The 19,717-nt window shown below is 72.1% G+C and carries 19 protein-coding genes; 6 read left to right on the top strand and 13 right to left on the bottom strand.

Features of this window, described 5'->3' with window-relative positions; translation table 11 throughout:
• Window positions 1-146: 146 nt before the first annotated feature.
• Window positions 147-446: a hypothetical protein gene (locus H537_RS52440; protein WP_156901505.1), complete on the top strand. Its 300-nt coding sequence runs from the start codon at window positions 147-149 to the stop codon at window positions 444-446.
• Window positions 447-472: 26 nt separating this feature from the next.
• Here H537_RS52440 and H537_RS0107370 read toward each other — a convergent pair whose 3' ends face one another.
• From H537_RS0107370 to H537_RS41695, 6 genes are all read right to left on the bottom strand, one after another.
• A complete protein-coding gene (locus H537_RS0107370) occupies window positions 473-1,327 on the bottom strand; it encodes a LytR/AlgR family response regulator transcription factor (RefSeq protein WP_043458352.1) in 855 nt (284 codons plus the stop codon).
• Window positions 1,317-2,468 carry a sensor histidine kinase gene (locus tag H537_RS41700; protein ID WP_156901503.1) on the bottom strand — a complete coding sequence of 384 codons (1,152 nt, stop codon included), beginning with the start codon at window positions 2,466-2,468 and terminating at the stop codon, window positions 1,317-1,319. Before H537_RS41700 ends, H537_RS0107370 begins: the two co-directional genes overlap by 11 nt.
• An 80-nt stretch (window positions 2,469-2,548) precedes the next feature.
• The gene (locus H537_RS0107360; protein ID WP_156901501.1) at window positions 2,549-3,835 is read right to left on the bottom strand and encodes a hypothetical protein; all 1,287 of its coding nucleotides are present in this window, start codon (window positions 3,833-3,835) and stop codon (window positions 2,549-2,551) included.
• 2 nt (window positions 3,836-3,837) lie between these two features.
• Window positions 3,838-4,605 (bottom strand): outer membrane lipoprotein-sorting protein, encoded by a 768-nt coding sequence (locus tag H537_RS0107355; protein WP_211234975.1) that lies wholly within the window; start codon window positions 4,603-4,605, stop codon window positions 3,838-3,840.
• Complete coding sequence (locus H537_RS0107350) at window positions 4,598-5,815, bottom strand: ABC transporter permease (RefSeq protein ID WP_051242094.1); 1,218 nt, start codon at window positions 5,813-5,815, stop codon at window positions 4,598-4,600. The genes H537_RS0107355 and H537_RS0107350 overlap by 8 nt, the downstream gene beginning before the upstream one ends.
• On the bottom strand, window positions 5,812-6,582 hold the full coding sequence (locus H537_RS41695) for an ABC transporter ATP-binding protein (RefSeq protein WP_084150502.1): 771 nt from the start codon (window positions 6,580-6,582) through the stop codon (window positions 5,812-5,814). Before H537_RS41695 ends, H537_RS0107350 begins: the two co-directional genes overlap by 4 nt.
• A 371-nt stretch (window positions 6,583-6,953) precedes the next feature.
• Between H537_RS41695 and H537_RS0107340 the strand changes: the two genes are divergently transcribed.
• Both H537_RS0107340 and H537_RS41690 read left to right on the top strand, forming a co-directional pair.
• A complete protein-coding gene (locus H537_RS0107340) occupies window positions 6,954-7,484 on the top strand; it encodes a nucleoside 2-deoxyribosyltransferase (RefSeq protein ID WP_028997386.1) in 531 nt (176 codons plus the stop codon).
• Between the two features lie 6 nt (window positions 7,485-7,490).
• Complete coding sequence (locus tag H537_RS41690; RefSeq protein WP_043458349.1) at window positions 7,491-8,369, top strand: CPBP family glutamic-type intramembrane protease; 879 nt, start codon at window positions 7,491-7,493, stop codon at window positions 8,367-8,369.
• Here the strand turns inward: H537_RS41690 and H537_RS48975 are convergent.
• From H537_RS48975 to H537_RS0107320, 3 genes are all read right to left on the bottom strand, one after another.
• Window positions 8,359-9,027, bottom strand: coding sequence for a hypothetical protein (locus H537_RS48975; protein WP_051242092.1), 669 nt, complete (start codon window positions 9,025-9,027; stop codon window positions 8,359-8,361). The genes H537_RS41690 and H537_RS48975 overlap by 11 nt on opposite strands.
• Before the next feature lie 140 nt (window positions 9,028-9,167).
• Entirely contained in the window at window positions 9,168-10,658 is a 1,491-nt protein-coding gene (glpK, locus tag H537_RS0107325; RefSeq protein ID WP_028997385.1) for a glycerol kinase GlpK, read from the bottom strand.
• Between the two features lie 176 nt (window positions 10,659-10,834).
• Window positions 10,835-11,503 (bottom strand): hypothetical protein, encoded by a 669-nt coding sequence (locus H537_RS0107320; RefSeq protein ID WP_028997384.1) that lies wholly within the window; start codon window positions 11,501-11,503, stop codon window positions 10,835-10,837.
• A gap of 68 nt (window positions 11,504-11,571) precedes the next feature.
• On the opposite strand from H537_RS0107320, the gene H537_RS0107315 reads away from it, so the two are divergent.
• The 3 genes from H537_RS0107315 (at window position 11,572) to H537_RS0107305 (ending at window position 13,734) form a co-directional block, all read left to right on the top strand.
• Window positions 11,572-12,201: a CDP-alcohol phosphatidyltransferase family protein gene (locus H537_RS0107315; RefSeq protein WP_028997383.1), complete on the top strand. Its 630-nt coding sequence runs from the start codon at window positions 11,572-11,574 to the stop codon at window positions 12,199-12,201.
• Between the two features lie 76 nt (window positions 12,202-12,277).
• Window positions 12,278-13,231 carry a DMT family transporter gene (locus H537_RS0107310; RefSeq protein WP_028997382.1) on the top strand — a complete coding sequence of 318 codons (954 nt, stop codon included), beginning with the start codon at window positions 12,278-12,280 and terminating at the stop codon, window positions 13,229-13,231.
• Between the two features lie 86 nt (window positions 13,232-13,317).
• A complete protein-coding gene (locus tag H537_RS0107305; RefSeq protein WP_028997381.1) occupies window positions 13,318-13,734 on the top strand; it encodes a nuclear transport factor 2 family protein in 417 nt (138 codons plus the stop codon).
• A 48-nt stretch (window positions 13,735-13,782) separates the two neighbouring features.
• Here the strand turns inward: H537_RS0107305 and glcF are convergent, their stop codons facing one another.
• The 4 genes from glcF to H537_RS0107285 form a co-directional block, all read right to left on the bottom strand.
• A complete protein-coding gene (glcF, locus tag H537_RS0107300) occupies window positions 13,783-15,045 on the bottom strand; it encodes a glycolate oxidase subunit GlcF (protein WP_028997380.1) in 1,263 nt (420 codons plus the stop codon).
• A gap of 109 nt (window positions 15,046-15,154) precedes the next feature.
• A complete protein-coding gene (gene glcE, locus H537_RS0107295; RefSeq protein WP_043458375.1) occupies window positions 15,155-16,276 on the bottom strand; it encodes a glycolate oxidase subunit GlcE in 1,122 nt (373 codons plus the stop codon).
• Window positions 16,277-16,286: 10 nt separating this feature from the next.
• Entirely contained in the window at window positions 16,287-17,783 is a 1,497-nt protein-coding gene (locus tag H537_RS0107290; protein ID WP_028997378.1) for an FAD-linked oxidase C-terminal domain-containing protein, read from the bottom strand.
• Between the two features lie 86 nt (window positions 17,784-17,869).
• On the bottom strand, window positions 17,870-19,531 hold the full coding sequence (locus H537_RS0107285; RefSeq protein WP_028997377.1) for an L-lactate permease: 1,662 nt from the start codon (window positions 19,529-19,531) through the stop codon (window positions 17,870-17,872).
• Between the last annotated feature and the right edge of the window lie 186 nt (window positions 19,532-19,717).

The following is a 19,717-nucleotide window of genomic DNA, read 5'->3' as shown; positions in this document are numbered from 1 at the left end:
GGTCGGGAAAACACTCTATCAGCTCAAACGCGAGATGCTGTCCAACTATCTAAGAGCCGAGCTGCGCAGCCCGGCGGTGCGGATGGTGCTCGTTGCGTAAGTCCTAAAAAGTTAAGGCGGGAGATATGGAGGTAGAGGGGTTTGATATGGACAGATGGGATGAGTTGTTGGAGGCTATCAATATTGAGCACAATTGTTTTGCAAAAGGCTGGCCTAGAAAAGATGCTGTTATCAAGGTCGGCGAGGAGTTGCCTCTCCTTTATATTACGAAGGCGGATGGTGCTGAAGCATGTCACCTTGAAATGATAAAATTAATGGGTGGGACTGGATTTGAAGTATTCGTAGAATACCATTCGCTCTATGGTGACGTCAGTAGTGTTTTGGAGAGTACAAGGGTTAAATCAAAAACCGTCGAAGAATTGTACAGAGCGCTATCTGGTAAATAAAGTCGCGTGGTTGGTAATTTGAGTTCTCAGAACGCCCTGAACAAATGCGCATACAGACGGCTGGCCGTCAATTTCTCGGGCCGCCCGCGCAGCGTCAGGTGCACCTTTCCTGATTCGTCGCGCACGGCGGTGCGGATGCAGCGCGCCTGCACGATGGTGCCGCGGTGGATCTGCCAGAAGCGATCCGGGTCCAGCTGCGGCAACAGCTCCTTGAGCGGCATGCGGATCAAATGCTCGGCCTCGGCCGTGATCACGCGCACGTACTTGTCCGCCGCCTCGAAATACAGCACGTCCTCCACCGGCACGAAATGCACCGCGCTGCCGGCGCCGGCCTGGATCACCTGCAGCCGCGGCGGTGGCGGGGCGGACGCCGCCGGGCCCCCGGACTGCGCCAGCAGGCCGCGCAGCTGCGCCAGCGTGTCGTCCAGCGCCGGCGCCTGCGCGGCCGGGGCGGCCTGGCGCGCCGCCAGCGTCTGCCGCAAGCGCTGCACGCAGCGCGCCAGCCGCGCCGGCTCCACGGGCTTGAGCAGGTAGTCCACCGCCGCGTGCTCGAAGGCCTGCAGCGCGTAGTGGTCGTGCGCGGTGATGAACACCAGCAGCGGGAACGGCGCCTCCTGCGCCGGCCAGTCCTCGGCCAGCGCCTGCGCCACCTCCAGGCCCGTGAGCCCGGGCATGCGGATGTCCAGGAAGCACAGCGCCGGCCGCAGCGCCAGCGTCTTGCTCAGCGCCTGCACGCCGTCGCCCACGTTGGCCAGCACCTGCAGCTCGGGCCACTCGCGCCGCAGCGCCGCCTGCAGCGCCTGCGCCAGCAGCGGCTCGTCCTCGGCGATCAATGCGGTCGCCGCCGCCGTACTGCCCCTGTTGTTCGCGTCAGCAGCCATGGCTGCGCCTCCCGGTGTCGTCGTTCGCGGTCGCTGCCGGCTGCGGCCAGGGCAGGCGGATCAGCGCCAGCGTGCCGCCTTCTTCGTCACCAGCCGGCTCGACCTTGAGCGACGCGCGCTCGCCGAAGAGCGTCTGCAGCCGCTCGCGCACCTGCTGCAGGCCGAAGCCCGTGCCGGTGCGGGCTTCGGCAGGAGAGGGCGCCCGCAGCCCGATGCCGGTGTCGCGCACGCCCAGCAGCAGCGCTTCGCCCTCGCGGCGCGCCCGCACCTCCAGCCGCCCGGCGCCCACCTGCGGCTCCAGGCCGTGGCGGATGGCGTTCTCCACCAGCGGCTGCAGCAGCAGCGGCGGCACGGGGAGCGCGCGCAGCTCCTCCGGCAGCTCCAGCTCCACCGTCAGGCGCTCGCCCATGCGCATGCCCATGAGCGCCAGGTAGTCCGCCAGGCGCTCGAACTCGGCCGACAGCGGATGCGAAGGCGCGCGCGAGGCCGTGAGCGTGGAGCGCAGGAAGGCGATGAGCCGGTCCAGCATCGCCTGCGCGCGCGGCGGGTCCAGCTCGATGAGCACGCGTAGGTTGGCCAGGGTGTTGAACAGCATGTGCGGCTCCAGCTGCGACTGCAGCATCGCGAGCCGCGCCAGCGTGGCATCGCGCTCCAGCGCGGCCTGCTGCGCGCGGTGGAAGTCCAGCCGCCCGCGGCCGTAGAAGAACAGGCTGCCCAGGGTGCCGAACACCACGCCGATCGCCACGTAGCCCGCCAGCCGCCGCGGGTCGGCCTGCCACAGCGACCAGGTGGACTGGTTCACGATCCAGTCGCCGATGGTGGTGCCCAGCACGTAACCGGCCAGCACGCCGAGCACCGACAGCGCCACGCCGCGGCGCCCGTGCGGCCAGCCGGTGCGCGGATCGGGCCGCAGGAACAGCCGGCCGATGTCGATGAACAGCCAGATCGACAGCCCGATGGCCTGGGCATAGACCATCTGCACCCACAGCGGCTTGCCCGCGGGCAGCGCCAGCACCACCGCGATGGCGCTGTTGAACAGCAGCAGCAGCGCCAGGTGCCGCAGGAACATCGCCGGGGTGATGGTGGCGCGCACGGCGGACGGGCTGGGCGGGGGCGGGCCGAAGTGGTCGAAGACGGGCATGGCGGGGAACGGAAGGGAAAGCCGGTGGGCGGATTGTGTGGAGGCTGGGGGCGGGCTCGTTGGCCGGTTCACACGTCTCGCTAGAACGCCACCGTCGCCGCCAGGAACCCCGTGCGCCGCGCCGGCAGCTGTGCCAGCAGCGCGTCCGACGGGCCGCCGTACTGCCGCAGGCCGCCCTCCAGGCGCCAGCGGTCGCCCTGCCAGGCCAGCGACGCGGCGAGGGCGCGCCCGCGGTCGGCCGGGTTGACCAGCAGCTCCGCCACCGGCTCGCAGCCCTCGTGCTTCCAGGACACGCGCAGCAACGCGGCATCGCGGCGCAGGTTCTGCACGTTCCACGGCGTGGCCTGCCAGGCCAGGTTGCCCGCCAGCGCCGGGTGCAGCGCCGACGGCAGCCCGGGCTGCGTTCCCAGCGCCGACAGCGCCGCGTTGCGCGCGTTCCAGGTGTCCCAGGCCGCGTCCGGCAGCGTGGTGCCGTCGTGCCAGACCTCGGCCAGCACGCTGACTTGGTCCGCGGTGGTCCAGGTCGCGCCCAGCAGCCACTGCGAGGCCGCGCCCAGCGTGGCCTCGCGCCAGGGGTTGGCGCCCGCCACCGGCAGGCCGCCGGCGCCGGGCACGGCGTCCGGCGCGAAGCCGTCGTGGCGCCGCATCCAGCGCGCCGACGCGTGCAGCTCCACCGACTCCGACGCCACCCAGGCCAGCGCCGCGCCCACGCTGCCCTGCGTGCGCTCGCCCCAGCGCAGGAAACCGTGCCAGTCGGCCGCGCCCGCGCGCCGGTAGGCGCGCAGCGCCAGCGCGCTCTCCTCGCCGCGGCGGGCCTCCCCGGCGGGGGTGTTCAGGTGATGCGGATTGGCCCACACCAGCGTCCAGGCGCTGTCGATGTTGAACCCTTCGAGCTGCAGCAGCGGCCGGCCTTCGGGCCGGGGCGCCAGGAGCAGGCGCCGCGGCTCGACCTGCACCACGTCGTTGGGCCGGAAGGCGTAGCCCACGTCCCAGGCCACGACCTTCTTGCCCGCGCTCCACTGCACGCCCTCGCCCGGCAGGGCCGACGGCGCCTCGCCGCTGGCGTAGAGCTCGTTGAAGCGCGCGTCCTGCGCGTGCGTGCCGCCTTCGCGGCGTTCCTGGCGCAGGTAGAGGTCGGCCGAGACGAAGCGCAGCTGGCCCCGCAGCCCGGCCTCCAGCACCGCGGCGTCGCGCGGCGTCGCGGCGGTGCCCGGCGCGATGCGGTTCGCCTCGGCCAGCGGGCCGTGGCCGTTGGCGCGCTGCAGCTCCACGTGCGCGCGCAGCTCGCCGTTCCAGGCGGGGGGCGCCTCGGCGTGGGTGCCGGCGTGCAGGGCCAGCGCCAGGAGGATCGGCAGCAGGGTGCGCACGCTCACTCCAGCGGCGGGTTGCGCGCCAGGAACATCGGGTTCATCCACGCCTCGGGCACGCGCTTCGGCGTTCGCGACAGGTAGCGCACGCGCGTCTCCTTGTGCGTGCCGAGCTCGTCGCGCAGCACCATCTCCGCCACCGTGGTGGGCGCCTCGGGGCGGTCCAGGACGAAGCGCGCCTGCTTGGCCAGCTTGTCGGACTGCACGTACAGCTCCGCGCGCAGCGGCTCGCGCCGGGCCTTGCCCAGCCACAGCTCGATGCGCTGGTAGCTCACGCCCGCGCGCGTGGCGCGCAGCTGCAGGTGCCAGCAGGGCTGGCCCTCGCAGGACTCCTCGCCCACCAGCGTGCCGGCGTAGTCCTCGGCCCAGCTCAGCGTGGCGATGTCGCCGGTGGAGGCATCGCCCAGCAGCTTCTGCAGCGGCGTGATGCGCAGCGGGCGCTGGCTGCCGGGCATCAGCAGCCAGAAGTCGTCGCCCAGCATCAGCACCCGCTGCCCGGCCTCGGCCGGCGAGCGCATCAGCACCAGCGAGCGGTGCCCGGACTGCACGAACACGGTGTACAGGCGCTCCTTCTCCACCGCGCCGTCGCGGCCCAGCACCTGCACCCGGGTCTCGACCTGCAGGCTGTCGTCGCTGACGCGCCAGCGGTCGGCGGCGCGCAGCAGCGCGGCGGGGTCCTCGGCGGCGGTGGCCGGGTGCAGGAACAGGCCGCAGATGGCGACCAGCAGCGTGGCCAGGAAGCACTTCATGGGGTGGTTGCGTTCACACATGGGCCAGCGCCTCCACGATGGGCTTGCGCACCGTGCGCCGCGCCACCAGGGCCGCGGCCAGCGTCGAGAGCTTGAGCATCAGGAAGAGCACGCCCAGGACCATCGCGGGCTCGATGGCGATCAGCAGCGGGTAGCCCTCGCTGCGCCCGGGCGGCGGCGGCATCTGCACCGGGAACACCAGCAGCGCCACCGACACCGCCAGCGCCAGCAGCACGCCCGCCACGGCGCCGGCGCCGCCCAGCAGCAGCCCCTCCAGGGCCAGCGTGCGCAGCAGCTGCCGCGGCAGGGTGCCCAGCGCGCGCAGGGTGCCGATCTCGCGGGTGCGCTCGATCACGGCCATGGCCATGGCGCTGGCGACCACGAACACCACGATCACGCCGATCACCAGCCCCATCACGCCGAAGATGCGGTTGTAGAGGGCGCGCACGCTGCGGTAGAAGACCGCGCGCTCCAGCCAGGTCTGCACCTTGAGCTGCGGATGCATCGCCTGCAGCCGCGCCTGCGCCGGCGCGGTGGCCTCCATGCCGCGCAGGAACACGCCCAGCGTGGAGACGCGCTGCGTGTCCAGCAGCTTCTGCGCGGTGGCGACGTCGGTGAACAGCAGGCGCTGGTCCATCTCCGGGATGCCGGTGGAGAACACGCCCTTGACCTGCACGTCCATGGCGTTGAGTACGCCCTGCGTGGTGGTGGACAGCAGCGTCAGCCCGGTGCCGGGCCCGGCCTTGAGGCTGCGCGCCAGGCCGGCGCCCAGCATCACGGCGCCCTGGTCGCGGTTGGTGAGCACCTGGCCGGCCGTGACCGACAGGAACGGCCCCTTCACGGCGAACTCGCTGTCGGGCTCGATGCCCACGGCCATCATCACGGTGGACTTCTCGCCGTTGCTGACCAGCCCGTTGAACTCCACGCGCGGCAGCACGTGGCGCACGTCGGGGTCGGCCAGCAGCAGCCGGCGCAGTTCCGCCGCGCCTTCGAGGCCGTGCTGCAGCGGCACGTCCTCGTTGCCGTCGAACTGCGCCGGCGTGCCGATCACGAGGTGGCCGCTGTCGCGCGCCGCGGCCTGCTCCAGCGACTGGTAGGTGGCCAGCGCGAAGCCCCCGGCCAGCAGCAGCGCGGCCGTGCCCAGGGCGGTGATGCACACCGTCACCAGCGAGCGGCGGCGGTTGCGCAGCGTGTTGAGCGCCGCGAGGCGCATCCAGGCGAGCAGGCTCATGCGGCGCTCCGTTCCAGGCATTGGCTGTTGCCAGCGGCGCCGGCTTCCGGCTCGATGCGCCCGTCGAGCAGGCGCACGACGCGGTCGCAGCGGCGGGTGAGGCGGTCGTCGTGGGTGGCGATGACGAAGGCGGCACCCTGGGCGTGGCACAGCGCGCGCATGAGCTCCAGCACGGTGTCGGCGCTGTGCGAGTCCAGGCTGGCGGTGGGCTCGTCGGCGATCACCAGGGCCGGGCGCTTCACGAGGGCGCGGGCGATGGCCACGCGCTGGCGCTGGCCGCCGGAGAGCGCGTCGGGCCGGTGCGCGGCGTGCTCGGCCAGGCCCACCTGGGCCAGCACCTCGGCCACGCGCTGCCGGCGCTGGGCGGCGGGCATGCCGGCCAGGAACAGCGGGAAGTCCACGTTCTCCGCCGCCGTCATGACGGGCACGAGGTTGAAGCCCTGGAAGACGAAGCCCAGGGCGTCGCGGCGCAGCAGGGTGGCGCGCGTCTCGTCGAGCGCGTGCACCGGCGTGCCGCGCAGCGCGACGGTGCCGGCGTCGGGGCGGTCGATGAGGCCGCAGAGGTTGAGCAGCGTGCTCTTGCCGCTGCCCGAGGGACCGACGAGGGCCAGCATCTCGCCGGCGAACACGTCCAGGTCCACGCCGCGCAGCGCGTGCACCACGTGCTGGCCCAGGCGGTGGGTCTTGTGGATGCCGCGCAGGGACATCACGGGCGCGGCGGTCGGGGCGGGAGAAGCGCCGGATGGGCGCGGGGGCAGAGGGCTCATGGGGCAGTCCGGGCAGGGTGGCTCACGGACCGCAGGCTAGGGAGGCACTGCGCACAGTGCAGCAGGGGTGCGACGAAGTGCGCGGTGGGGGCGCGAAGTGGAGAAAAGCGCGGGTCGGTGGAGGCCGGTCTTGCGTCCCGGGTGTTCAAGCCGCATCAGCCCGCTCTCACGGGACGCACCCTTCCAGCGCGCCGTCAGCCCCAGCCAAAGGCCCAGTAGGACAATCCCCCGTTGTGCAGGCCTCGCGAGACCTGCCGGGCAAGACGGCTGCTCGATGTGCCGGGCCACGGCCGCGCCGGGCTTCTGCCCGGCTGAAGGCGGCCAGAGCGTCCATGCCGTCTTGCCCCGACGACCAGGACAGGGAGTGACCAATGAAAAAAATCTACCTCGCCGGCCCCGATGTGTTCTTCCGGGACGCCACCGCCCGCTACGACCGGCTGCGCGCGCTGTGTTCGCAATACGGCATGCGCGCCGTCGCGCCCGTGGATGGCAACGAGCCGCCCGCCGGGCTGGACAAGACGGCCCAGGCCGAGTGGATCTACCAGGGCAACATGGCCCACCTGCGCGGCTGCGACGCGGTGCTGGCCAACGTGATGGCCTTCCGCAACCCCGTGGAGCCGGACTCCGGCACGGTGTTCGAGATCGGCGCGGCCGTGGCCCTGGGCAAGCCGGTGGCGGTGTACGACCCCGAGCTGCGCCGCGGCAGCGCCGAGCGCGTGCAGGCCGCCTTCGGCCGCGTGCAGGGGCCGCCGGGCCAGCTTTTCGACGCCGTGCACGGCTTCCTCATCGAGGACTTCGACCAGCCGCTGAACCTCATGCTCGCGCGCTCGTGCTCGATGCACACGCGCGTGGAAGAGGCGGTGTCCACCCTGGCCCAGATGCTGGGCGTGCTCCGGCGCTGAGCCGGCGTGCCGCCGCTTTCCGTTCTTCTGCTGGCCCTGGCCATCGCCGCGGTCTGGCTGCCCACGCTGCGGCTGGGACGCACGCGCGCCCTGCCGCCGGCGCTGCCGCTGGCCGCCGCGGCGGTCGCGGCCGGCTGGTTCACCGGCGTGCTGGATGCGCGCGGCGCGCTGGCCGCCGCGGGGCTGGCGGCGCTGGCCGGCGCCTCCCGGCTTCTCACGGCGCCTGGGCCGCGCCGGCTGCTGGGCGGCGCCGCGCTGGCGCTGGCTTTCGCTCTGGCGATGCACCTCGTGCCCGGCTTCAGCCCCGTGGTGGTGCTGGACGGGTTGCGCCTGGGTGCCGACACGGCGCCGCTGCGCCTGGCCTTCCACTTCGACGCCGGCCTGGCCAGCCTCGTGATCGCGCTGTGCTTCTGCCGCCGCGTGGGCGGCCCGGCCGAGGCCGGCGCGGTGCTGCGCCGCGCGGCGCCGGTGGCGCTGGCCACGGCGGCGCTGGTGCTGGCCTTGGCCTGGGGCGCGGGCCTGGTGCGGCCCGACCTGAAGTGGCCTGCCTTCACCGCGGCCTGGCTGCTGAAGATGCTGCTGTGGACCTGCGTGCTGGAGGAGGCCTTCTTCCGCGGCGTGGTCCAGGAGCGCCTGGCGGCCTGGGGGCCGATCGCCGCGCGCCCGGCGCTGCGCGCGCTGCCGGTGCTGGCGGCGGCGCTGCTGTTCGGCCTGGCGCACCTGCCCGGCGGCGCCGCCTACGCCGCGCTGGCGACGCTGGCCGGCGCGGGCTACGGCTGGGCCTACGCGCGCACGCGGCGCATCGAGGCGGCGATCGCGGCGCACTTCCTGCTGAACACCGCGCACTTCCTGGGCTTCAGCTACCCGCTGCTGCTCAGGAGCTGAGCCCCTGCAGCGCCTGACGCGCCGTGGCGGCCTGCGGCGCGTTGCGCGCCAGCACCGCCTCGAAATGGCGCCGCGCCTCCGCCGGCTTGCCGGCCTTGACCGCCTGGCGCCCGGCGTACATCAGCACCGCGCCCTGGAAGCCGGCTGGCGAGGCGGCCAGCAGCGGGCTGCCCAGCACGTCGGCCAGCAGCTGCTCGCCGCGCGGGCCGCGCTTGAACATCGGGGGCAGGCCCAGGAACACGCTGGCGGCGACGTAGCGCGTCTCCAGGCTGGCCGGCGTACCGCGGTAGAGCGGGCGGTCGTGCGCGGGCTGCAGCAGCGCCAGCGCCTTGTCGATGCGCGCCAGCCCCTCCTCGGTGAGGCTGAGCTTGCGCCAGGGCGCCCAGGCGTCGCGGCCCTTGAGCGCCTGCGCTGCGCCGGCATAGGCCAGCAGCACCGGGTTGGCCGGATCGGCCTGGGACAGCGCCGCGAACTTCTCGGCCGCGGCGTCGGAGGCGGCGCTGTCGCCACCGTCCATGGCGCGGTCCAGCGACTGCCACGCGGCGTCGAAGGCGGCGTCGCCGCTGGGCGGGGCGGCGAGGGCGAAGGCGGCCTGCAGCGCCAGCGCGGCGGCGGCCAGGCCCAGGGCGAAACGGCGGCGGGTGGGGGAGGGGTTCATGTGTCGGTCCGTGGCGAAGTGGAGCAATCGGACCGAAGGCTAGGCAGCGCCGCCCCGCGCCGCAGCCGCGCTGCGACGGCCGGCCGCCGGCGTTCGCGAAATGCCGCTGCCGCGGCGGGAGCCGCGACGGCTCGGCGGCGTTACGCCACCGTCTGCCGCACCGCGCGCTCCCAGCGCGCCATCAGCTCCTGGGCACGCTCGCGCTCCATGCCGGGCGTGAACACGCGCTCGGGCTGCCACTGCGCCGCCAGCTCGTCGAGCACCTGCCACACCCCGGCGGCGAGCCCCGCCAGGTAGGCCGCGCCCAGGGCGGTGGTTTCCGTCACGCGCGGGCGCAGCACCGGGATGCCCAGCAGGTCGGCCTGGAACTGCATCAACAGGTCGTTGACGCTGGCGCCGCCGTCCACGCGCAGCTCGCTCACCGGCGCGCCGCCGCCGTCCTGCGCGTCGCGGCTCATGGCCAGCAGCAGCGCCGCGCTCTGGTAGGCGATGCTCTCCACGGCCGCGCGCGCCACGTGCGCCGCGGTGCTGCCGCGCGTCAGCCCCAGGATCGCCCCGCGCGCGTCGCCGTTCCAGTACGGCGCGCCCAGCCCGGTGAAGGCCGGCACGAAGACCACGCCGCCGCTGTCGGGCACGCTGCGGGCGAGCGCTTCCACCTCGGAGCTGGAGCGGATCGCGTGCAGCCCGTCGCGCAGCCACTGCACCACCGCGCCGGCCACGAACACGCTGCCCTCCAGCGCGTACTGCGCCGCCGCGCCGGGCTGCGCCGCGGCGGTGCTGATGAGCCCGTTGCGCGAGCGCTGCAGCCGGTTGCCGGTGTGCATGAGCAGGAAGCAGCCGGTGCCGTAGGTGTTCTTGGCCATGCCCGGGGTGAAGCAGCCCTGGCCGAAGAGCGCGGCCTGCTGGTCGCCGGCCACGCCGCACACGGAGATGGGCGCGCCGAAGAGGTCGGCCTCGGTGTGGCCGTAGTGGTGGCTGGAAGGCAGCACCTCCGGCAGCACCGCGGCCGGGATGTCGAAGGCCGCCAGCAGTTCCTCGTCCCAGCGCTGGCGCGCGATGTCGTAGAGCATGGTGCGCGACGCGTTGCTCACGTCGGTGGCGTGCAGGCGCGAGCCCGTGAGCTGCCACAGCAGCCAGCTGTCCACGGTGCCGAAGGCCAGCTCGCCGCGCTCGGCGGCCGGCCGCGCGCCGGGCACGTTGTCCAGCAGCCAGCGCAGCTTGGTGGCGCAGAAGTAGCTGTCCACCACCAGCCCGGTGCGCTCGCGCACCAGCGTTTCCAGGGGCGTGCCGCGCAGCTGCGCGCACATCGGCTCGCCGCGCCTGTCCTGCCACACGATGGCGCGGTGCAGCGGCCGGCCCGTGGCGCGTTCCCACAGCAGCGTGGTCTCGCGCTGGTTGGCGATGCCGATGGTCAGCACGTCGCGCGCCGTGATGCCGGCCTGCGCCAGCGCCTGGCGCGCGGTGTCGAGCTGCGTGCGCCAGATCTCCTGCGGGTCGTGCTCGACCCAGCCCGGCTGCGGGTAGTGCTGCTCAAGCTCGCGCTGCGCCAGCGCCACCACGCGGCCCGCGGTGTCGAAAACGATGCTGCGCGAGCTGGTGGTGCCCTGGTCCAGGGCGAGGAGGAAGCTCATGGCGGGTGTCTCCTGCTGTTGTCTTGTCCGCCCAGCTTAGGCCGGCTGCCGGCCCGCGGAAAAACGACCGCCATGCTCCACGCCCGCCCGACCAGGCGTGTAACCAGCCTTCTCCACCGCCCGCCGTCGGTGGTAGCGCGCGGCGCCGGAGCGCCGCGCCGGCCGATTCAGTCAGCTCAGAACACGCCCGCCTTCTCGGCCGCCTCCATCAGCGTGCGCGCCATGGTGCCCATGCCGGCGTTGAAGTCGCTGGTGGTGGTGCTGGTGCGCGCCGACCACAGCAGCCGGCCGCTGCCGGCCTCGGTGAAGCTGCTGTTGGCGGCAAAGCCGGGGTTCGAGGCGTAGCCGCCACCGCCGATGGGCACCGACACGCCCACGCCGGCGCCCACGTGCCCGCCGCCGAAACCGAAACCGCCGATGCCGATGGAGAAGGGCGAGGGCCTGGACACCTGCCCGCTGTCCGGCGTGACCGAGGTCAGCAGCAGCGCCGTGGCACCGGCCGTGCGCGCCGCGCCCACGTAGGCCTCCGCGCCGCGGCCCACGCCGCCAGCCGCGGCCGGCGGCTGCGCCGGGCGCACCGGCGTGAGCCCGCGCGCCGTGGCTTCCTCGCTCATGCGGTCCAGGCACAGCTGCTGCAGCGTGGTTTCGGCCGCCTCGCACACCACCAGTACGCGCGCGCCCTGCAGCGGCTTGGCGCCGAGCTGCGGATCGGACCAGGTGGCCTCGGGCCCGCTGGCGCAGCCGGCCAGGAAGGCGGCGGCCGCGGCGGCCAACAGGGCCGTCAGCGCAGTGGTACGCGGGGCGCCCGTGGGCGCCGGCAGGGCATGTCTCGTGCTCGAACTCATGGCGGTCTCCTGCACCGGAAGCAGGCAAGCGACATGCCCTGCAGCGGGCAGACCCACGGAGGATCCTCATGGCCCTTTCCCCGACCACGCGCCATTTCTCCATGCTCCGCGGCTTCGCGCTGGCGGATTTCTTCACCCTGGGCAACGCCGCCTGCGGCATGGCTGGCGTGCTGCTGGCCATGGGCTTCATGGCCGAGCCGGAGATCCGGCAGTTCCTGCTGGCCGCGGCCATGGCGCCGCTGGCGCTGGCCTTCGACGTGCTCGACGGGCGCGTGGCGCGCTGGCGGCGCCAGTCCTCGCCGCTGGGGCGCGAGCTGGACTCGCTGGCCGACATCGTCTCCTTCGGCGTCGCACCGGCAGTGCTGGCGCATGCCGCGGGCATGGACGGCGGCTGGGACGTGGCGGCGCTGATCTACTTCGTCTGCTGCGGCGTCAGCCGCCTGGCGCGCTACAACGTCACGGCCGAGACGCTGTCCGAGGGCGGCGACAAGGTGAAGTACTTCGAAGGCACGCCCATTCCCAGCAGCGTGCTGCTCACCGCCGTGCTGGCGCTGGCCGCCTGGCAGGGCCGCATCGGCGAGGACCTGTGGCTGGGCGCCTGGGAGCTGGGCCCCTGGGTGCTGCACCCGCTGTCGCTGCTGTTCGTACTCTCGGGCTCGCTGATGATCAGCAAGACGCTGCACATCCCCAAGCTCTGAGCCGCCGCCCGGCACGAGGCAGCGCGCCCGGGCGGGCCGCCCGGGCCGCCCGGGCCGCCCGGGGACAATCCGCTTGATGTGGATTGGAACCTTCTTCGCCCTGGCCGCCGGACTGATGTGGGGCCTGGTATTCGTCTCCCCGCTGCTGCTGCCCGAGTACCCCGCGGCGCTGCAGTCCTTCGGCCGCTACCTGGCGTTCGGGCTGATCGCGCTGCCGCTGGCCTGGCTGGACCGCGCACGGCTGCGCGAGCTCACGCGCGCGGACTGGCGCGAGGCGCTGCGGCTCGCGCTGGTGGGCAACCTGCTCTATTACCTGTGCCTGGCCGCGGCGATCCAGCGCGCGGGCGGGCCGCTGCCGACCATGATCATCGGCACGCTGCCGGTGGTGATCGCGGTGGTCTCCAACCGCCGCAACGCCTGGCGCGACGGCCGGCTGCCCTGGGCGCGGATGCTGCCCTCGCTGGGGCTGATCGCCGCCGGCATCGCGTTGGTGAACCGTGCCGAGTTCGAGCAGATGCGCGCCGACCCGCAGGCCGACCCGGCGCGCTACGCCCTGGGCGCGCTGCTGGCCTTCGTCGCGGTGGCGTGCTGGACCTGGTACCCGATCCGCAATGCCGACTGGCTGCGTGCGCACCCGGACCGCAGCCCGCGCACCTGGGCCACGGCGCAGGGCGTGGCCACGCTGGTGCCGGCGCTGCTGGGCTACGCGGGCTTCTGGCTGTGGTCGGGCGTGGGGGGCGGCGCCTTCGAGTTGCCTTTCGGGCCGAGGCCGCTGCAGTTCGTGGGGCTGATGTTCACGATCGGCCTCTTCGCCTCGTGGCTGGGCACGCTGTGCTGGAACGAGGCCAGCCAGCGCCTGCCCACGACCATCGCGGGGCAGCTGATCGTGTTCGAGACGCTGTCGGCGCTGGCCTACGCCTTCATCCTGCGCGGCACGCCCCCGCCGCCGGCGACGCTGGCGGGTGTTGCGCTGCTGGTGGCGGGCGTGATGTGGGCGTTGAGAGTGCGGCCGGAGCGGGTGGCGGTGTGAGAAACCGAGTCAAAGCGGGTTCATGACCCTGCGGGGCACCCCGCTTGCACGCCCCGGCGATCGTTGTCCCACCGGAGCAGTCCCTCATGAACACCCCTCAGCAAACTCAAGAACTGGCCCAGCGCTTCATCCACGCCCTGAACCACCTGGAGGACCAGGGCGACGCGGCGCTGGACGAGTTGCTGGACCTTTTCGCCAACGACGCGCGGCTGCGCAACCCGATGCTGCAGCGCGAGCAGCGGGAGCTGCAGGGCCGTGAGGACATCGCCGATTTCTGGCGCCAGTACTGCGGCGCCTTTGCCGACATCCACTCCGACTTCTCCGAAATCACAGCCAACGACCATGCCGCGGGGCTGTTCTGGCGCTCGCACGGCACCGACCCCAGCGGAAAGCCCGTGGCCTACGACGGCGTCACGCTGCTGCGCCTGGACGACAGCGGGCGCATCGCGGACTTCCAGGGGTATTTCGACAGCCGCGAGGTGGTGGTGGACACCAGGGGCTGAAGCCCGGGACAAGGCGCGCGGACCTCCCGGCCCGCGCTGGAGGCTTGGTCAGCCTTTGGCCAACGCCTCGTCCACGACCTCCACCCAGTGCCGCACCGGCGTGCCGGTGCCGCTTTGCAGGTGCTGGATGCAGCCCACGTTGGCCGAGACGATGCAGTCGGGCTGCGTGGGCAGCAGCTGCGCCAGCTTGCGGTCGCGCAGCCGGTGCGACAGCTCGGGCTGCAGCACCGAGTACGTGCCCGCCGAGCCGCAGCACAGGTGCGCCTCGCCCACGGCCAGGTTGACCTCGAAGCCCAGCGCCCGCAGCCCCGACTCCACGCCCCCGCGCAGCTGCTGCCCGTGCTGCAGCGTGCACGGCGGGTGGAACGTCAGGCGATGCGGCGCGGCGCCGGCCGGCACGTTCGGCTGCGGCGCCTTCGCCGCCAGCTTCGGCTGCAGCAGCGGCACCAGGTCGGGCAGCAGCTCCGACAAGTCCTTGGTGAGCGCCGAGATGCGCTCGGCGCGGCCGGCATAGGCCGGGTCGTGCTTGAGCGCCTTGCCGTAGTCCTTGACCATCACGCCGCAGCCCGAGGCGTTCATGACGATGGCCTCGACCTGGTCCAGCAGCGGGGTCCAGGCGTCCACGTTGCGGCGCATGTCGTTGAGCCCGCCCTCCACGTCCGACAGGTGCGAGCGGATCGCGCCGCAGCAGCCGGCCTCCGGCGCCACCAGCGCCTGGATGCCTGCGGCGTCCAGCACCCGCGCCGTGGCGGCGTTGATGTTGGGCGCCATCGAGGGCTGCACGCAGCCGGCGAGCATCAGCACCTTGCGCGCGTGCTCGCGCCGGGGCCACTCGTGTGCGCGCGGCGGCGTCTTCTCGGGCACCTTCTCGCGCAGGCTGGCCGGCACCAGCGGCCGCAGCGCCTGGCCCAGCTTGAGCGCCGGGGCGAACAGCGGCGAGGTCAGGCCTTCCTTGAGCAGCCAGCGCTTGGCGCGCTCGCCCGCCGGGCGCTGCACCTTCTTCTCGACGATGTTGCGGCCGATGTCGGCCAGCGCGCCGTAGTTGACGCCCGAGGGGCAGGTGCTCTCGCAGTTGCGGCAGGTCAGGCAGCGGTCCAGGTGCAGCTGCGTGGCGCGCGTGGGCTCGCCGCCCTCGAGCACCTGCTTCATCAGGTAGATGCGCCCGCGCGGACCGTCGAGCTCGTCACCCAGCAGCTGGTAGGTCGGGCAGGTCGCGGTGCAGAAGCCGCAGTGCACGCACTTGCGCAGGATCGCCTCGGCCTCCTGGCCCTCCGGCGTATCGCGGAATTCGGGAGCGAGATTGGTTTGCATCGTTCACTTTCACCGCCCGGGCCGATGCCACGCCACAGCCCGCCGCCCGATGGGCGGCAGGACCTTCGCGGGCTTGGCCCGGACGTCAAAACTTTCGACTCGAAAAGATTCAGAGATCCGGATAGAGCCGCCCGGGGTTGAACACCCGGTCGGGATCGAAAGCCGCCTTGAGCTGGCGATGGATGCGCGCCAGCGGCGGCGACAGCGGGGCGAACACGCCCACGCGCTTGTCCTTGGCGGCATACAGCACGGCATGGCCGCCGGCACGCTGCGCCGCCTGGCGCACCTGCACCGGGTCCCGGTCCGTCAGCACCCAGCGCTGCGCGCCGCCCCACTCGACCAGCTGGTGGCCGCCCAGGTCCGCCAGCGGCGCGGCCGTCTGCGGTACCGACAGCCGCCACAGCGTGCGCTCGCCCTGCGCCACCGACGTGGCCGCGAGCTGGAAGAAGTCGTCGCGCTGGTCGCGCAGGCCCAGCCAGAAGGCTGCGGCGGACTCCTCGTCCACCACCTCGCCGCCCAGCCGCGCGCAGGCCGAGTCCACCGCGGCGCGGGCGCCCGAGAGGCGCAGCACCAGCGTGCCGTTCCACCAGGCGCTGGCGTTGAGCGGCAGCGGCTGCCCGCCCCACATGTTGAGATGGCGCAGCGCCGTCTCCTGGTCGAGCTGGAAGCGCAGCGTGCGCGTGGCCACCGGCACCGGCAGCACCTTCAGGCTCACCTCGCAGATCAGCCCCAGGATGCCCAGCGAGCCCGCGAGCATGCGCGCCACGTCGTAGCCGGCCACGTTCTTCATCACCTGGCCGCCGAAGCTCACCACCTCGGCCTTGCCGCTGAGCAGCGTGGCGCCCAGCACGTAGTCGCGCACGGCGCCCGCGGTGGCGCGCGCCGGGCCCGCCAGGCCCGCGGCCACCATGCCGCCCACGGTGCCGCGGCCGCCGTCGACCTGGAAGCGAGGCGGCTCGAAGGGCAGGTACTGGCCCTTCTCGGCCAGCGCCGCCTCCAGCTCTTCCAGCGGCGTGCCGGCGCGCACCGTCACCACCAGCTCGGTGGGCTCGTAGCTGCTGATGCCCGCAAGCACGCGCGTGTCCAGCGCCTCGCCGCGCGGCGCCTCGCCATAGAAGCGCTTGCTGCCGTGGCCGCGGATCTCGAAGGTGCCCTTGGCGGCGCGGGCGGTCTGCACCTGGTCGATCAGGCGCGCCAGCACGGGGTCCTGCGCCCCGGGCGTGTCGGTCATGGTGCTCATGTCAGAAGCGCTCCAGCTCGGGGAAGGGCAGCAGGCCCTTCTTCACATGCATCTTTCCGTACTCGGCACAGCGGTGCTTGCTGGGCACGACCTTGCCCGGGTTGAGCGTGCCGGCCGGGTCGAAGGCGGCCTTGAGCGCCAGCATCTGCTCGCGCTCGGCGGGGCTGAACTGCACGCACATCGAGTTGAGCTTCTCGATGCCCACGCCGTGCTCGCCCGTCACCGTGCCGCCCATGGCGACGCTGGTTTCCAGGATGTCGGCGCCGAACAGCTCGCAGCGGTGCAGCTGGTCGGGGTCGTTGGCATCGAACAGGATCAGCGGGTGCAGGTTGCCATCGCCGGCGTGGAACACGTTGGCGCAGCGCAGCTGGTACTTCTTCTCCATCTCCTGGATCGCCAGCAGGATGTCCGCCAGGCGCTTGCGCGGGATGGTCGAGTCCATGCACATGTAGTCGGGGCTGATGCGACCCGAGGCCGGGAAGGCGTTCTTGCGCCCGCTCCAGAAGCGCAGCCGCTGGCCCTCGTCGCGGCTCACGGTGATGCCGATGGCGCCGCTGGCTTCGAGCACCGCCACCATGCGGCCGATTTCCTCCTCGACCTCCTCCGGCGTGCCGTCGCTCTCGCACAGCAGGATCGCCTCGGCGGTCAGGTCATAGCCGGCATGGACGAAGTCCTCGACCGCCGCCGTCATGGGCTTGTCCATCATCTCCAGCCCGGCCGGGATGATGCCCGCGGCGATGATGTTGGCCACCGCGTCGCCGGCCTTTCGCACGTCGTCGAAGCTGGCCATGATGCAGCGCGCCAGCTGGGGCTTCGGGACCAGCTTCACGGTCACCTCGGTGACCACGGCCAGCATGCCCTCGCTGCCCACCATCACCGTGAGCAGGTCCAAGCCGGCGGCGTCCAGCGCCTCCGAGCCGAACTCCACGGCCTCGCCCTCGACGGTGAAGCCGCGCACCTTGAGCACGTTGTGCACGGTCAGGCCGTACTTCAGGCAGTGCACGCCGCCGGAGTTCTCCGCAACGTTGCCGCCGATGGTGCAGGCGATCTGGCTGCTCGGGTCGGGCGCGTAGTAGAGGTTGTGCGGCGCGGCGGCCTCGCTGATGGCGAGGTTGCGCACGCCGCACTGCACGACCGCGGTGCGGCTGACCGGGTCGACCTTCAGGATCTTGTTGAACTTGGCCAGCGACAGCGTCACGCCCAGCGCGTGCGGCATGGCGCCGCCCGACAGGCCCGTGCCGGCGCCGCGCGCCACCACCGGCACGCCGAGCTGGTGACAGGCGCGCAGCACCGCGGCCACCTGGGCCTCGGTCTCGGGCAGCGCCACCACCAGCGGCGACTGCCGGTAGGCCGTGAGGCCGTCGCACTCGTAGGGCGTGGTCTCCTCGTCGCGCCACAGCAGCGCGTGCGCGGGCAGCGCGGCCTGCAGCGCCGCGACCACCTGCGACCGGCGCTGGGAGCGCTCGGCGGCGGAGGGCAGGTCTTGGGAAGCGTTCATGGACGGCCTCCTGTTGTGTGAAGAGTTGAAAGCGAGGGGCTGAAACGAAAACCGGCCCCTCGGGGCCGGTCTGAAGCGTCAGGCGATCAGTGGATCACCATCAGCGTGAAGGGCCAGACGTAGGCCTGCATCGTCACGAAGATGCCCACCAGGCAGGCCAGGGCCACCGAGTGGAAGAAGACGTAGCGCAGGATGTCGCCCTCGTGGTTGAACCAGCGCGTGGCGGTGGAGGCAACGACGATGGATTGTGCGTCGATCATCTTGCCCATGACGCCGCCCGAGGAGTTGGCCGCGCCCATGAGGTTGGCCGACAGCCCCAGCTGCTCCGCCGCCACCTTCTGCATGCCGCCGAAGAGCACGTTGGACGCCGTGTCCGAGCCCGTGAGCGCCACGCCCAGCCAGCCCATGAGCGTGCCGAAGAAGGGGTACATCCAGCCGGTGTTGGCGAAGGCCAGGCCCAGCGTGGTGTCGGTGCCGGAGAAGCGCGTGAGCGTGCCCAGCGCCAGCATCAGCACGATGGTCAGCAGCGAGTAGCGCACCAGCCACAGCGTGCGGAAGAAGGTCTTCACCAGCGCCACCGGGTTGTACTTCATCGCCAGGCCGCCCACGATGGCCGCCAGCAGGATGCCCGTGCCCGTGGCGGACAGCAGGTTGAAGGTGTAGATCGCGGCTTCCTTGTGCGGCGTCGGCACCACCGGCGGCACCTTCTCGATCAGGTTGTGCAGGCCGGCGATCGGGAACTTGGGCGCGTAGATGCCGTTCCAGAACTTCTTGACCTCGGGCAGGCCCCAGATGAAGACGAACAGCGTCAGGATGGCCCAGGGCAGCCAGGCGCGGATCACGTCGGCCGTCGGGTGCTTGACCACCGGGGCCGGCGCCTTGGCCTCGCCGCCGTCCTTGTCATGCCCCTTGAGCGAGACCGAGGTCCAGATCGTCTTGGGCTTCCACACGCGCAGGAAGCTCACCAGCGACACCATCGAGACGATGGCGGCGATCACGTCCACCAGCTCCGGGCCGATGTAGTTGGAGACGAAGAACTGCGACAAGGCGAAGCTCGCGCCCGTCACCAGGATCGCGGGCCAGATCTCCATCATGGCCTTGCGGCCGGCGAAGGCCCAGATCAGCCAGAAGGGCACCAGCAGCGAGAAGAAGGGCAGCTGGCGGCCGATCATGGCCGAGACTTCCTGCAGGTCGTAGCCGTGCACCTGCGCCAGCGTGATCACCGGCGTGCCCAGCGCGCCGTAGGCCACCGGGGCGGTGTTGGCGATCAGCGACAGGCCCGAGGCGGCCAGCGGCGAGAAGCCCAGGCCGATCAGGATCGCCGCCGTCACCGCCACCGGCGTGCCGAAGCCCGCCGCGCCCTCGAAGAAGGCGCCGAAGGCGAAGGCGATCAGCAGCAGCTGCAGCCGGCGGTCCTGCGTGATGCCGGCGATCGAGTCCTGCAGGATCTTGAAGCTGCCGTTCTGCTCGGTGAGCTGGTGCAGGAAGATGATGTTGAGAACGATCCAGCCGATGGGCAGCAGGCCGGTGAGGCCGCCCAGGAAGGCGGCGTTGCCGGCCATCGAGGCCGGCATGCCGTAGGCGAACACCGCGATGAGGAAGGCCGCCAGCAGGCCCAGGCCTGCGGCGATGTGCGCCTTGATGTGAAGGAAGCCCAGCGCCACCAGCATCACCACCACCGGGATCGCGCCCAGCAAGGTGGAGATGAACATGTTGCCGAAGGGGTCGTAGACCTGTTGCCAAACCATGGCTTGTCTCCCGAGATTCTTGAACCGCTTGATGGGCGACAACCACGGCACCCACTGGGGGCGCGACTGTAGAGATCAAGGCCCGGCCTGAAATGAAGATTCTTCATACCGGGCATGAGCCTTTTTCAAGCGCAGTCAGGAAACCGTCAGCTTTGCCACCTTTGTCACGCCCGGCTCGGCAGGGTC

The sequence above is a fragment of the Azohydromonas australica DSM 1124 genome (assembly GCF_000430725.1).
GTDB lineage: Bacteria > Pseudomonadota > Gammaproteobacteria > Burkholderiales > Burkholderiaceae_C > Azohydromonas > Azohydromonas australica.
Note: the sequence above shows the minus strand (reverse complement) of the source record. Positions and strands in the feature narration are given on the sequence as shown.

What these genes read in the sequence shown, in the direction of transcription:
- H537_RS0107305 (WP_028997381.1), top strand. Translation starts at nt 13,318, where the DNA reads ATGAACACCCCTCAGCAAACTCAAGAACTGGCCCAGCGCTTCATCCAC.
- H537_RS48975 (WP_051242092.1), bottom strand. Translation starts at nt 9,027, where the DNA reads ATGAACCCCTCCCCCACCCGCCGCCGTTTCGCCCTGGGCCTGGCCGCC.
- H537_RS0107355 (WP_211234975.1), bottom strand. Translation starts at nt 4,605, where the DNA reads ATGTGTGAACGCAACCACCCCATGAAGTGCTTCCTGGCCACGCTGCTG.
- H537_RS41695 (WP_084150502.1), bottom strand. Translation starts at nt 6,582, where the DNA reads ATGAGCCCTCTGCCCCCGCGCCCATCCGGCGCTTCTCCCGCCCCGACC.
- H537_RS0107350 (WP_051242094.1), bottom strand. Translation starts at nt 5,815, where the DNA reads ATGAGCCTGCTCGCCTGGATGCGCCTCGCGGCGCTCAACACGCTGCGC.
- H537_RS0107315 (WP_028997383.1), top strand. Translation starts at nt 11,572, where the DNA reads ATGGCCCTTTCCCCGACCACGCGCCATTTCTCCATGCTCCGCGGCTTC.
- glpK (WP_028997385.1), bottom strand. Translation starts at nt 10,658, where the DNA reads ATGAGCTTCCTCCTCGCCCTGGACCAGGGCACCACCAGCTCGCGCAGC.
- glcF (WP_028997380.1), bottom strand. Translation starts at nt 15,045, where the DNA reads ATGCAAACCAATCTCGCTCCCGAATTCCGCGATACGCCGGAGGGCCAG.
- H537_RS52440 (WP_156901505.1), top strand. Translation starts at nt 147, where the DNA reads ATGGACAGATGGGATGAGTTGTTGGAGGCTATCAATATTGAGCACAAT.
- glcE (WP_043458375.1), bottom strand. Translation starts at nt 16,276, where the DNA reads ATGACCGACACGCCCGGGGCGCAGGACCCCGTGCTGGCGCGCCTGATC.
- H537_RS0107290 (WP_028997378.1), bottom strand. Translation starts at nt 17,783, where the DNA reads ATGAACGCTTCCCAAGACCTGCCCTCCGCCGCCGAGCGCTCCCAGCGC.
- H537_RS41700 (WP_156901503.1), bottom strand. Translation starts at nt 2,468, where the DNA reads ATGCCCGTCTTCGACCACTTCGGCCCGCCCCCGCCCAGCCCGTCCGCC.
- H537_RS0107370 (WP_043458352.1), bottom strand. Translation starts at nt 1,327, where the DNA reads ATGGCTGCTGACGCGAACAACAGGGGCAGTACGGCGGCGGCGACCGCA.
- H537_RS0107285 (WP_028997377.1), bottom strand. Translation starts at nt 19,531, where the DNA reads ATGGTTTGGCAACAGGTCTACGACCCCTTCGGCAACATGTTCATCTCC.
- H537_RS0107320 (WP_028997384.1), bottom strand. Translation starts at nt 11,503, where the DNA reads ATGAGTTCGAGCACGAGACATGCCCTGCCGGCGCCCACGGGCGCCCCG.
- H537_RS0107340 (WP_028997386.1), top strand. Translation starts at nt 6,954, where the DNA reads ATGAAAAAAATCTACCTCGCCGGCCCCGATGTGTTCTTCCGGGACGCC.
- H537_RS0107310 (WP_028997382.1), top strand. Translation starts at nt 12,278, where the DNA reads ATGTGGATTGGAACCTTCTTCGCCCTGGCCGCCGGACTGATGTGGGGC.